This window comes from Azospira sp. I09, from assembly GCF_009177135.1.
GTDB classification, from domain to species: Bacteria; Pseudomonadota; Gammaproteobacteria; order Burkholderiales; family Rhodocyclaceae; genus Azospira; species Azospira oryzae.
The window spans coordinates 1,614,381-1,626,249 of record NZ_AP021844.1; the positions used below are offsets into that span (position 1 = coordinate 1,614,381).

The window sequence follows — 11,869 nt, forward strand, 5'->3', positions numbered from 1 at the left end:
GCGGCGGCGCTTTGCAAAGGTATTGGGCGGGTCACTACAATGGCAAGTTCTGGGCGAAGGGGTGGATTTTAACCCAGCCACCCCCGGAAACCCCGGATATAACCGGATGATTCCCTGATGAATAACGATTCCAACAATAACGCCGCACCCGCCCCTGCCGCCGACACGACTTTTCCCGCCGCCTGGCAACCCGCCCTGGACCACAGCGCCTACCTGCGCCAACTGCTCTCCTGCCGCGGCGAACTGGTGCCGATCCTGGCCGAATCCTGGCAGCGCCCCCTCACCGCCGCCGACCTGGAGGAGTGGATCGCCCAGGCCGCCCCGGCCGACGAGGAGGCCCTCAAGCCGGTGCTGCGCCGCCTGCGCCAGCGGGTCATGGCCCACCTGATCATCCGCGACCTGGCCGCCGCCGCGCCCCTGCAGGAGGTGGTGGAAACCATGACCCTGCTGGCCGACATCACCACCAACTTCGCCCTGGACTTCGTACACCGCAGCCTGGTGCAGCAGTACGGCGAACCCCTGGACAGCCAGGGCCGGCCCCAGCGCCTGCTGGTGGTGGGCATGGGCAAGCTGGGCGGACGGGAGCTGAACGTCTCCTCCGATGTGGACTACATCTTCGTCTATCCGGAAGAAGGCCAGACCGCCGGCCGCGCCGACGGCGGCGGCCAGGTGGACAACTACGACTTCTTCCACCGCCTGGGCAAGCGCCTCATCATCGCCCTGGGGGACCTCACCGCCGACGGCCAGGTCTTCCGCGTGGACATGCGCCTGCGCCCCAACGGCGAGTCCGGCCCCCTGGTGTGCAGCCTGGACGCCCTGGAAAACTACTTCATCACCCAGGGCCGGGAGTGGGAACGCTACGCCTGGATCAAGGCCCGGGTGATGAACGCCGGCGCCAACGACGTGAACAACTGGGGCCCGGTGCTGAGCCAGACCGGCCGCCCCTTCGTCTTCCGCAAGTACCTGGACTTCGGCGCCATCAACGCCATGCGCGACCTGCACGCCCAGATCCGCCGCGAGGTGGCGCGCAAGGACATGGCCAACCACGTCAAGCTGGGCCCCGGCGGCATCCGGGAAATCGAATTCATCGCCCAGGTCTTCCAGCTGATCCGCGGCGGCCGCGACACCGCCCTGCAGATCCGCCCAACCCTGCAGGTCCTGGCCCTGCTGCCGGAGCGGGGCCTGATGGCCCAGGAGGCGGTGGACGAGCTGAGCACCGCCTACGATTTCCTGCGCCGCCTGGAACACCGCCTGCAGTACGTGGCCGATCAGCAGACCCACAGCCTGCCCGAAGATGCGGAGGGCCAGGCCCGCATCGCCCGTTCCATGGGCTTTCCCGACTACCCTGCCCTGCTGGCCGTGCTCGACGGCCATCGCCAGCGGGTCTCCCTGCACTTCGAGGCCGTCTTTGCCGAACCGGAGGCCCCCAGCTCCCAGAGCGAGACCCTCACCGCCCTGTGGCAGGGCGCCCTGGAATGCGACGGCGCCCAGGAGAAATTCGCCGGCCTCGGCTTTGCCGACGTGCAGGACTCCCTGGAACGGCTGCAGGCCTTCCGCGACGGCGCCCGCTACCAGCAGCTGCCCGCCAGCAACCGGGAACGCATGGACGCCCTGGGCCCGCGCCTGATCGAAGCCGCCGCGGCGACGCCGACGCCAGACCTGACCCTCTCCCGCTGCCTCGCCTTCCTCGAGGCCATCGGCCGCCGCGGCGCCTATCTGGCCCTGTTGCAGCAGTATCCCCAGGCCCTGAAGAAGGTGGCCGAACTCATCGGCGGCTCCAGCTGGGCCGCCGAATACCTGACCCGCCACCCCATCCTGCTGGATGAACTGCTGGACCCGCGCCTGCTGGAAGTGGCCACCGACTGGCAGCGCTTCCGCCGCGAACTGCGCCGGGCCCTGGACGAATGCGCCGGCGATACGGAACGGGAAATGGACCTGCTGCGGGAAATGCACCACGCCCAGGTCTTCCGCCTGCTGGCACAGGACCTGGCCGGCCTGCACAGCATCGAGAAAATCTCCGACCACCTGACCGAACTGGCCGACATCATGGTGGCCGAGACGGTGCGCCTGTGCTGGGGCAAGCTCAAGACCCGGCACCGGGAAGAGCCCGTCTTCGCCGTCATCGGCTACGGCAAGCTGGGGGGCAAGGAGCTGGGCTATGCCTCAGACCTGGACATCATCTTCCTCTTCGACGAAAAGAAGGACACCGCCCAGGAGGCCGAAGAGGTCTACGCCCGCCTGGCCCAGCGGGTGAACACCTGGCTCTCCTCCCAGACCCCCGCCGGCCTGCTCTTCGAGACCGACCTGCGCCTGCGCCCCAACGGCGATTCCGGCCTCATGGTCTCCTCCCTCGCCTCCTTCCGCGAATACCAGCTGCACAGCGCCTGGGTCTGGGAACACCAGGCCCTCACCCGGGCCCGCTTCGTCGCCGGCGATACGGACGTGGGCCGGGGCTTCGACGCCATCCGGGAGGAAATCCTGCGCCAGCCCCGGGACCGGACCAAGCTCAAGGAAGAAGTGCTAGCCATGCGCCAGAAGATGATCGACGCCAACGCCTCGGATGCCGAAACCGTGGCCCGGGGCGAATTCGACATCAAGCAGGACCCGGGCGGCATCATCGACGTGGAATTCATCATCCAGTACCTGGTGCTGGGCCACGCCCACGAGCACCCGGAACTCACCGGCAACCTAGGCAACATCGCCCTCCTCGGCATCGCCGCCCGCCTCGGCCTGATCCCCGCCGCCCTGGCCGAACCGGTGCAAAACGCCTACCGCGACTACCGCCGCCTGCAACACGCCAAACGCCTCAACGGCAGCCCCAAGAGCCGGGTGGCAAGGGAGTCCGTAGCCGAACGCATCGCCGCGGTACGGGCGTTGTGGGAGGAAGTGTTCAAGGGGTAAGGGCTAGGAGCGGCGGATGCCGCGGGCCTGAAATGGAAAAAGCCGCCGGGAATCCGGCGGCTTTGTTTTTTTGTCCAAACCCAGTCACGCAGAAACGACATGCTGACGAAGCACCCAGACAGTGAGGGGTAACCTCAACCGGGAAAATTGCAAGTCTTGCTATTCCCCCTGTTACGAGTGTTTTTTTAAGCGAAAACCAGCCTGCAATTGCAAAGATTTGAATGGCCATTCGTGTCATGCAACGACCAACACGAGCGCGTGACATTTGGTATTTGCGCCTATGGTCACGACAAAGGGAGCAGGTTCGTTGCCAGACCAGAGATGAGCATCAGAATAAAGGTACCCGAGTAGGCCAACCCCAAAAAGCCACCACGCTTTGCCAGCCGGAAAACGATTTGGATGACCGAGCCGGACTCCTTTCTCAGTGCGTTTTGGTTGCAAAGAATTACGATCAAATGTGCAAGCGCGAAGGTAATGAATGACCAGAAGCTGACTGCCTGCATGAGAAAATGCCTAACGTCGAAGGTAAGGGGCGCCGCGCGGCGCTTTATCTCGCAGCGTCCCAGCGACCGGAGGGAGCGCCTTGACCGCAGGATTTGGGGTCAAACCGACATCCACGAGCTACCCCGGCTATTGCGATTTATGGGTTTGGATTTTTCAGTAGCAATGTCCGTTTTGCACTCCGGGCAATGAAGAAAACGGCCTTGCGGCTGCAATGTGGTTTTCTTTTTCTTGTCCACGCAGGCGGTACAAAGATAGTGCATCGGCTCGCCGTTCTCATATCCTGGCTTCAGAGCGTAGGCAAGGGCTCCAGTTGTGAATTGAAAAAGCGCGTACCGTTGAAGTTGACTCTTCCAGTCTTCAATCTCAGCAATCTGCTTTTCAAGTTCGCGCACTCGCTCGGCGAGCGCCGCCTGCTTCTCTTGGCTTGCCAACTCAGAAGCGATTGCGTCCGTGAGCTTTATTTGAACGGCTGTAACCGCAGTTAGGAGTTCGCTGTAATTGGACAGCCCATGAGCAGCCTTGACAAGCTCGATAGCGGTCTTGGTGCTTTGAATAGCAGCGGTGATTTCGGAGTACATATCAAGACCCCCAACGTGAAGTAGACGGCATATCTGCCGTATAAGCTGGCGAGAAAAATCCTGAACGCTCCCGGTTAGCCGGCGGAATCCCGTTTCCAACAAGGCGCCTGACTGGGTAGCTCATAGTTCCTGACCTGATAGCAACTAATAAAAGACGGCGTTTTTCCGTCGTCGCGCCATCTAAATCGGCGCACCGCCGTATAACACCGGCAACGCATCACCTGAAAACAACGCTGCCCCAGGGATTTTTGCAAATCAGCTGCTTATGCGCATCGATAGCAAAACGACAAACATGGCGTAGCTGCAGCCTACAGACTCCAGGCCGTGAGCATAATCAGCCACCCAAAGTATGTCGAGTGACTAGGTCAAAACACTGCACTTTCCCTCCCCGGCAAACCTGGGCATCAACCCGGCCACGGGCCTTACCGGAATCGCCCCAGCCCCTTGCCCCGCAACCCAATCCCCACGCCCCTCCCAGCCAGGCCATGCCGGAGAAGCCCATCCCGCCTGCCTCCCAGGCCGGCACCCGCAAACGACCCATTTCCCCCATTCCGGCCTCCGGCGCGCATGGGTGTATAATCCCGGCCCTATGTCCTTGATGCCACATTTACTTTTCTGCGGAGACGCCCCCTTTGCGTTTTGACGAACTGGGCCTGGCGCCCGAAATTCTTAAGGCCGTGACCGAGATGGGTTACGCCGAAGCAACCCCGATTCAGCAGCAGGCCATTCCCCTGGTCCTGCAGGGCAAGGACCTCAAGGCCTGCGCCCAGACCGGTACCGGCAAGACCGCCGCCTTCACCCTGCCCCTGATCCAGCGCCTGCTGCACCTCGATACGGCCAGCCCGTCGCCGGCCAAGCACCCGGTGCGCGCCCTGATGCTGGCCCCCACCCGGGAACTGGCGCTGCAGGTGTATGAGTCGGTGAAGTCCTATACCAAGTACACCCACTTCCGCTCCATCTGCCTCTTCGGCGGCGTGGATATCAAGCCCCAGATCGCCGAGATGAAGAAGGGCGTGGAGTTCGTCGTCGCCACCCCGGGCCGCCTGCTGGACCACGTGGAACAGAAGAGCGTCTCCTTCAATCAGGTCCAGGCCCTGGTGCTGGACGAGGCCGACCGCATGCTGGACATGGGCTTCATCCCCGATATCCAGCGCATCCTCAACATGCTGCCCAAGACCCGGCAGAGCCTGCTCTTCTCCGCCACCTTCTCCAACGAGATCCAGCGCCTGGCTGACACCATGCTGCAGTCGCCGATCCTGGTGGAAGTGGCCCGGCGCAACCAGGTGAACGACACCATCACCCACCGGGTGCACCCGGTGGCCGAGACGCGCAAGAAGGACCTGCTGATCAAGCTGCTGCGCTCCGGCGAAATCACCCAGACCCTGGTCTTCATGCGCACCAAGCAGGGCTGTGGCCGTCTGGCCCGGGAACTGGAGCGGGCCGGCATCGCCGCCGACTCCATCCACGGCGACAAGTCCCAGAACGAGCGCATCAAGGCCCTGGACGCCTTCAAGAACGGCGGCTGCAAGGTACTGGTGGCCACCGACGTGGCGGCCCGCGGCCTGGACATTGACCACCTGCCCTACGTCATCAACTTCGAGCTGCCCCACACGCCGGAAGACTACGTGCACCGCATCGGCCGCACCGGCCGCGCCGGCCGCCAGGGCAACGCCATTTCCCTGGTCTGCGCCCACGAGGTCGGCTATCTGGCGGATATCGAAAAGCTGATCAAGATGCAGATCGAGCAGGTGGCCGTGGCCGGCTTCGAGCCGGAGATGGATTACGAATACCCCCCCGGCAGCGGCAAGAAGCGCCGGGCCCACGAGACCCACGCCCCGTCCCAGCCCGTGGCCGGCCGCAGCAAGCCCCCGGTGAAGCGCAACAACATGATCGCCAAGGACGGCTTCGACTTCTCCAAGCCCTACGAGCCCAAGGCCGCCCCGGCCACGGTGCCGAGCAAGGAGGAAGCGGCCCACACCCCGGTCGGCAAGCCCGATCCCCACAAGCCGAAGAAGCCCATGGTGGCGGCCCTCCTGGGCGGCCTGGGGAAGCGCTGAGCGACGGCAAGATCCTAGCCACAGAGGGCACCGAGATCACCGAGAGCATCAGTCTGGCGTAACGGTGCTCTCCCCGCCCCCGACCCGATAGCCACTCAGTCAGGCAAGGCCACCCCGGTGGCCTTTTTCATTGCGGACCGAACGCCATGAGCGACACTCCCCTCCTCCACTGGCAGGAAGACGGCCAGCCCCACACCGCCCGGTGGCGCTCCGAGGCCGGGCTGCCGCCGCCGAAGCGGGTACTGGTGGCCGACGACACCCTCAACGCCGACCAGGCCTACCGCCTGGCCTGCGAGGGGACCGCTCTTCTCTGGCGCAGCGACTTCCACAACGGCCGCCAGCTGCTGCAGGCCCTGGCCCGGCGCATCGAGCGCAAGCAGCCCAAGGGCAAAGGCAAGGCCAGCAAGCCGGCCTCACTCACCGAAGCCTTCCATCTGCACCGCCAGGCCCAGGGCCAGCGGGCCCGCATCCTGGCCATGCTGCTCATCGCCGTGGACGCCGACTACCGGGTGAACCTGCGCCGGGCGCCGGATTTCAGCGCCGCCTGCACTGAGGCCTACGGCCCGGCCGGGGAGCCCTTCGTCGTCAGCCTGCGGGAACTGCAGGCCCTGGTGGGCGCCCACGAATGGCGCCGCAAGGGCGTCTCCATCCCGGCCCTGGGCGCCACCATCCACCCCCATTACGGCGTCTTCTCGCCCCTGCGCGGCGAATACCTGGAACTGCTGGCCCAGGCCCCCCTTCCTGCCTCGGACCTGGCCTTCGACATCGGCACCGGCACCGGCGTCATCGCCGCCCTGCTGGCCAAGCGGGGCCTGGCCAGGGTGGTGGCGACGGATCTGGACCCGCGGGCCCTGGCCTGCGCCCGGGAAAACCTGGAACGCCTGGGCCTCTCCGCCCGGGTGGAACTGCAGCAGCGGGACCTCTTTCCCGAGGGGCGGGCGCCCCTGGTGGTGTGCAACCCGCCCTGGGTGCCGGCCAAGCCCAGCTCCCCCATCGAATACGCCGTCTTCGACCCGGACAGCCGCATGCTGCGCGGCTTCCTGGCCGGCCTCAAGGACCATCTGGCGCCCGGCGGCGAAGGCTGGCTGATCATCTCCGACCTGGCCGAGCACCTGGGCCTGCGCTCCCGCCAGCAGCTGCTCGACTGGATCGCCGCCGCCGGCCTGGAAGTGGCGGCCCGCCACGACATCCGCCCCAGCCACGGCAAGACCCGGGATGCCGACGATCCCCTGCACGCCGCCCGGGCCGCCGAAGTCACCTCCCTGTGGCGCCTGCGGGCCGCTTAGCGCCGGCAGCAGGGCCCGCCCCGGGCCGGTCAACGCAAAAGGGCCGCGTCGTGACGCGGCCCTTGCCTTGAGGGGAGACTGTTTCAGGGATTGGCGTTGCGCATGCCGCCGGGGCCCATACCGCCCCCGCCCGGACCCATGCCGCCACCGCCGGGACCCATGCCACCTCCCGGGCCCATGCCGCCGCCCCGGGCCGGCGGCACCTCGGGGAGGGTCACGCCTTTTTCCTTGGCCCGGGCCTGCATGGCCTCGTGGTGTTCCAGGCGCACCTTTTCCCGCTCCTCGGCGGTCTTGGCGCTGCGCATCTTGGCCCGGTGTTCCCGGCGCTCCTGGGGCGTCATCAGCTGGCTGCCGTAAATCTGCTCCTGCTTGGCCGGCGCCGCCTGTTTGGCGGTATCGGCGGCCTGGGCCAGGCCGGGCAGCAGCAGGGCGCCCAGGAGGGCGGAAACGGCACAGAGAGTCGGAGTTTTCATGATCGAATCCTTCCACGGTTAGGTTGGCATGACACGGCTGTTCCTGTGCTCAATCTAGGCCGTCCAACCCCGTAACGCCAGAATCAATATCAAGAAACGCTGATAAACCTCGAATCCCCGGGCTGACCAAAGCTCAGGCCGTTACGCCCTGCAGGCCGCCGAAGAAGGTCTCGGTGCCGCCGTCGCCCTTGAGGGTGATGTAGAAACTCTGGTTGTTGTAGGCGATGCGGGCTTCCACCAGGGCGGCCTGGGCCGTGGGATTGCCCTGCAGCGCCCCATAGCGGGCGGCGTATTCCTCATAACCCTGGGCGGCATGAAGCATCTCTTCGCCGGAAGCCACCTCGGCGAACTGGTCCCGCAGCTCCGTGTCTTCATGGAACAACTGCTCGATCCTGGCCTTGTCCGGGTGATCGTTGGCGACGCTGACGTAGCCCATGCGGTCCGGCGTCAGCACGGGCTCGGGTGGCACCTGGATGCCGGCCTGGCGGAACTTCTCTGCCGCATTGGCGGCAAACTTTTCCTTGGCGGCGGCCACCGAGGCGGGCGTGGGGCACTCCAGGGGCGGCAACTCCTGGGGCAGGTTGCTGGCGGCCGCCGTCTGGGTGGCAGCGCTGCTACCGTCAGTGGCGGCGGCCTTTACGGGCGTGGCCGAGGCGGTGCTGTAGGTTGCGTAGAGTCTGTTGAGGGAAGCGATGTTCATGACCGGCTCCGGGGGGAAGACGGCCATGCATTTGCGATTTCCATGCCAGAGGCCTGGCGGCGGACGGCTCAGGGCAGCAGGCGGAGGATGGCCAGGGAGCAGTTGTCGCCCTCCCCCTGGCAGCGCTGGCGGGCCCGGTTGATGAGGATTTCCGCCGCTTCCCGGGCCGGGAAGGCGGCCAGCACGCCGCCGATCTCGGCGTCGGAAAAATAGGCCCAGAGGCCGTCGGAGCAGAGCAGGAAGTTGTCGCCGGGCTGGACCTCGGCCTGGCCCACGTCGATCTTGGGATCGTCCTTGTCGCCCAGGGAGGTGAGCAGGACATTGCGGTTGGGGTGGATCAGGGCCTGCTCCGGCGTGATCTTGCCGGCCCGCACCAGATGCTCGACGTAGGAATGGTCGGCGCTGTGCTGCAGCAGCCGGTCGCCCCGGTAGTGGTAGAGGCGGGAGTCGCCGCAGTGGGCCCAGGTGGCGCCGCCGGGCTCCAGCACCAGCATGACGGCGGTGCTGTGGGGGTCCTTCTCGTTGAGGAAGCGGCTGGTGCGGATCAGCAGGTGGGCCTCGTGGATGGCGGTGCGCAGCAGGTCGCCGGCGGCCTCATCCTTGGGGGCGTAGCTGGAGAAGTTGTTCTGGGCGGTATGCACCACCTGCTCGGCCGCCAGGGCGCCGCCGGTGTGGCCGCCCATGCCGTCGGCCAGCACGGCCAGCACCGTGCCCTTGAGCCGGGGATGGGCCACCAGCCCCACCCGGTCCTGCTGTTCCTTGCGGTCGCCCTGATGCTGGGCGACGCAGGCATCCAGGGTCAGCGCCATGAGAGGCTCCCGGGGCCGTGCCTAGCCGAGCAGCTTGTCCTTGATTTCCTCGGCGCTGGGCACCTTGCCCGCCATGTGGGGATTGCGGCTGTGGAAGACCCGGGTGGCGGCGACGATGACCTGATGCACTTCCTGCTGGGTCAGTTCCGGGTGGCTGTCACGCACCACGCGGAAGGCCAGGTGTTCCAGGGAGTGGCCGCCCCAGGTGTTCTTGGGGTCGAAGAAGGGTTCGATCTGCACATACACCGCGTCGAATACATTGCGCAGTTTGCTGTTGCCGCGGCGGTCGGGGCGTTCCTGACCGTTGGCGTCGATAAAGGTGGCCGTATTCAAGGGTGCTGTCCTTCAGGGGATGGTTTTTCCGGACGATTATAGCGCCGGGGCCGGCCCCGAGTCAGGATTGGTGCTGAAAGCGCTCCAGCAGCACGTCCAGGTATTCGGGCAGGTCGTCGGCATGGATGCCCAGTTCCTCCTGCACGTCCTCCACCACCCGGCCCCAGTCCGGGTCGTCCAGGTGCAGATACTGGTGGTAGGCGTGGATGGCCAGCTGGATGATGGCCGCCAGGCTGCGGGAGTCGCCCGGCACCAGCTGGGGCAGGTCGTGGTGGAAGCGGATGGCCTCGCAGATGAACTCGGGCAGGTGCCAGTGGCGGGCCACGAAATAGCCGACGACGCAGTGGTCCGCCTGGTATTTCTTGTCCTCTTCCAGCAGGTCGATCCAGGTGTCGTTCTCCTCCAGGTGCATGGCCCGGCAGTAGGAGGGGAAACGCTCCATCAGCAGGGGCACGCCGCAGTCGTGGAAGATGCCGGCCAGGTAGGCCTGGTCGGGGAAGACGTTGCACACCATGACCCGTTCGTCGGCGATCAGCATGGCCAGCTGGGCGATGGTCTGGGAGCGGCTCCAGAAGCGCTCGTAGGCCTTGCGGTGCTTGGAAACCTTGTTGGCGCCCATGAGGGCGATGGCCTGCACCAGGTTGAGGGTCTGCTTGAGGCCGATGGCCTGGAGGATTTTCTCCAGGTTGTCGAAGGGCTGGTGCTGGCGGTAGGCGGAGGACTGCACCGCCTTGAACAGCATGGCGGTGATGCCCGCATCCTGGGAAATGACCCTGGCCAGGGCCCGCAGGTCCGCCTCGTCGCTGCGCAGCAACCGCTCCAGTTCCTCCACCACCTTGGGCTGGGGCGGCAGCTTGACGCCCTGGGACAGCAGCCGCTGCAGCGTCTTCTCGTCCTTTTGCAGACGGCTTTCAGGGACGGATTCGACCGTTGCGGCGGCGGAGGCAGAGGAGGTCATGGGGCCTTAAGTCTGGGGTAATTGCTCTTCCAGCAATTCTACCCAGTGCCGCACCGGCACGGCACTAGGAGTCCCCCTAGGTGCGCCGCCGCTCTGCAGGTGGGTGAGACAGCCGATGTTGGCGGTGGCGATCACTTCCGGCAGGCCGGCGCCGAGGGCCGAGAGCTTGTTGTCCCGCAGCTGCTTGGAGAGTTCCGGCTGCAGGATCGAGTAGGTGCCCGCCGAACCGCAGCAGAGGTGGCTGTCGGCCACCGGGGTGAGGGTGAAGCCGGCGGCGGCCAGCAGCTCCTCCACCACGCCGCGGATGCCCTGGCCGTGCTGCAGGGTGCAGGGCGAGTGGAAGGCCACCTTGCGCCCGGCCGCCGGCTGGTGGGCCAGCAGGGGCAGCAGGGCTTCCTTCTGGGCCAGCACCAGTTCGGCCGCGTCCTTGGTCAGCTCGGCGATGCGGGCCGCCTTGGCGGCGTAGGCCGGATCGTCCTGCAGCAGGTGGCCGTATTCCTTGACGTGGGCGCCGCAGCCGGAGGCGGTCATGAGGATGGCCTCGGCGCCGGCCTCGACGTGGGGCCACCAGGCGTCGATGTTGCGCCGCATGTCGTCCAGGGCCGCCTCCTGGGCATTGAGGTGGAAGCGCAGGGCGCCGCAGCAGCCGGCCTTTTGCTCCTCGATCATCTGGATGCCCAGGCGGTCCAGCACCCGGGCCGCGGCGGCGTTGATGTTGGGCGCCAGGCCGGGCTGCACGCAGCCGGCCAGGGCCAGCACCTTGCGCTGGCGCACCGCCGTGGGCCGGGGCTTGGCCGGCCCGCCGGCGGCCGCGGGAATCTTGTCGCCGAGGACGGAGGGCAGGAAGGGCTTCAACACCTTGCCCACGGCCACCGCCGGGTTGAACAGCCAGGGCCGCGGCAGCACTTCCTTGAGGGCCAGGCGGGTCAAGGCTTCCAGACCGCCCCGGGGCACCCGTTCCTCCACCACCTGGCGGCCGATGTCCAGCAGGCGGTGATACTTCACGCCGGAGGGACAGGTGGTCTCGCAGGAGCGGCAGGTGAGGCAGCGGTCCAGATGCAGACGGGTGCGCTCGGTCACCGGGCCGCCCTCCAGCACCTGCTTGATCAGGTAGATGCGGCCCCGGGGGCCGTCCAGCTCGTCCCCCAGCAGCTGATAGGTGGGACAGGTGGCGGTACAGAAGCCGCAGTGCACGCAGGTGCGCAGGATGGCGTCCGCCTCCTTGCCGGCCGGCGTGTCCTTGATGAAATCGGCGAGTTGGGTCTGCATC

The 11,869-nt window shown here is 66.3% G+C and carries 11 protein-coding genes; 3 read left to right on the plus strand and 8 right to left on the minus strand.

Translation table 11 applies throughout. The features are described from left to right. Positions 1 to 117: 117 nt before the first annotated feature. A complete protein-coding gene (gene glnE / locus AZSP09_RS07460) occupies positions 118 to 2,901 on the plus strand; it encodes a bifunctional [glutamate--ammonia ligase]-adenylyl-L-tyrosine phosphorylase/[glutamate--ammonia-ligase] adenylyltransferase (RefSeq protein WP_152089633.1) in 2,784 nt (927 codons plus the stop codon). A gap of 284 nt (positions 2,902 to 3,185) precedes the next feature. Here glnE and AZSP09_RS07465 read toward each other — a convergent pair whose 3' ends face one another. Continuing rightward, positions 3,186 to 3,404: a hypothetical protein gene (locus AZSP09_RS07465; protein WP_152089634.1), complete on the minus strand. Its 219-nt coding sequence runs from the start codon at positions 3,402 to 3,404 to the stop codon at positions 3,186 to 3,188. 99 nt (positions 3,405 to 3,503) lie between these two features. Further along, the gene (locus AZSP09_RS07470; protein ID WP_152089635.1) at positions 3,504 to 3,983 is read right to left on the minus strand and encodes a hypothetical protein; all 480 of its coding nucleotides are present in this window, start codon (positions 3,981 to 3,983) and stop codon (positions 3,504 to 3,506) included. Between the two features lie 632 nt (positions 3,984 to 4,615). Between AZSP09_RS07470 and AZSP09_RS07475 the strand changes: the two genes are divergently transcribed. Continuing rightward, complete coding sequence (locus AZSP09_RS07475; RefSeq protein WP_152089636.1) at positions 4,616 to 6,040, plus strand: DEAD/DEAH box helicase; 1,425 nt, start codon at positions 4,616 to 4,618, stop codon at positions 6,038 to 6,040. A 146-nt stretch (positions 6,041 to 6,186) separates the two neighbouring features. Beyond that, the gene (locus tag AZSP09_RS07480; protein WP_152089637.1) at positions 6,187 to 7,326 is read left to right on the plus strand and encodes a methyltransferase; all 1,140 of its coding nucleotides are present in this window, start codon (positions 6,187 to 6,189) and stop codon (positions 7,324 to 7,326) included. A gap of 83 nt (positions 7,327 to 7,409) precedes the next feature. Here AZSP09_RS07480 and AZSP09_RS07485 read toward each other — a convergent pair whose 3' ends face one another. The 6 genes from AZSP09_RS07485 to glcF all read right to left on the minus strand — a co-directional run bounded on the left by AZSP09_RS07485 (position 7,410) and on the right by glcF (position 11,868). Next, positions 7,410 to 7,799, minus strand: a complete 390-nt coding sequence (locus AZSP09_RS07485) for a hypothetical protein (protein ID WP_152089638.1) — start codon at positions 7,797 to 7,799, stop codon at positions 7,410 to 7,412. 133 nt (positions 7,800 to 7,932) lie between these two features. Continuing rightward, positions 7,933 to 8,499, minus strand: coding sequence for a hypothetical protein (locus AZSP09_RS07490; protein WP_152089639.1), 567 nt, complete (start codon positions 8,497 to 8,499; stop codon positions 7,933 to 7,935). A gap of 68 nt (positions 8,500 to 8,567) precedes the next feature. Next, positions 8,568 to 9,308: a PP2C family protein-serine/threonine phosphatase gene (locus tag AZSP09_RS07495; RefSeq protein ID WP_152089640.1), complete on the minus strand. Its 741-nt coding sequence runs from the start codon at positions 9,306 to 9,308 to the stop codon at positions 8,568 to 8,570. Between the two features lie 21 nt (positions 9,309 to 9,329). Next, the gene (locus AZSP09_RS07500) at positions 9,330 to 9,641 is read right to left on the minus strand and encodes a hypothetical protein (RefSeq protein WP_014238420.1); all 312 of its coding nucleotides are present in this window, start codon (positions 9,639 to 9,641) and stop codon (positions 9,330 to 9,332) included. A gap of 61 nt (positions 9,642 to 9,702) precedes the next feature. Beyond that, positions 9,703 to 10,599 (minus strand): HDOD domain-containing protein, encoded by an 897-nt coding sequence (locus tag AZSP09_RS07505; protein ID WP_014238421.1) that lies wholly within the window; start codon positions 10,597 to 10,599, stop codon positions 9,703 to 9,705. A gap of 6 nt (positions 10,600 to 10,605) precedes the next feature. Then, entirely contained in the window at positions 10,606 to 11,868 is a 1,263-nt protein-coding gene (gene glcF / locus AZSP09_RS07510; protein ID WP_152089641.1) for a glycolate oxidase subunit GlcF, read from the minus strand. Between the last annotated feature and the right edge of the window lies 1 nt (position 11,869).

Bases quoted from the DNA above. Each gene is read 5' to 3' on its own strand.
- AZSP09_RS07495 (WP_152089640.1), bottom strand. From the start codon at position 9,308: ATGGCGCTGACCCTGGATGCCTGCGTCGCCCAGCATCAGGGCGACCGC.
- AZSP09_RS07490 (WP_152089639.1), bottom strand. From the start codon at position 8,499: ATGAACATCGCTTCCCTCAACAGACTCTACGCAACCTACAGCACCGCC.
- glnE (WP_152089633.1), top strand. From the start codon at position 118: ATGAATAACGATTCCAACAATAACGCCGCACCCGCCCCTGCCGCCGAC.
- AZSP09_RS07465 (WP_152089634.1), bottom strand. From the start codon at position 3,404: ATGCAGGCAGTCAGCTTCTGGTCATTCATTACCTTCGCGCTTGCACAT.
- AZSP09_RS07485 (WP_152089638.1), bottom strand. From the start codon at position 7,799: ATGAAAACTCCGACTCTCTGTGCCGTTTCCGCCCTCCTGGGCGCCCTG.
- glcF (WP_152089641.1), bottom strand. From the start codon at position 11,868: ATGCAGACCCAACTCGCCGATTTCATCAAGGACACGCCGGCCGGCAAG.
- AZSP09_RS07470 (WP_152089635.1), bottom strand. From the start codon at position 3,983: ATGTACTCCGAAATCACCGCTGCTATTCAAAGCACCAAGACCGCTATC.
- AZSP09_RS07480 (WP_152089637.1), top strand. From the start codon at position 6,187: ATGAGCGACACTCCCCTCCTCCACTGGCAGGAAGACGGCCAGCCCCAC.
- AZSP09_RS07505 (WP_014238421.1), bottom strand. From the start codon at position 10,599: ATGACCTCCTCTGCCTCCGCCGCCGCAACGGTCGAATCCGTCCCTGAA.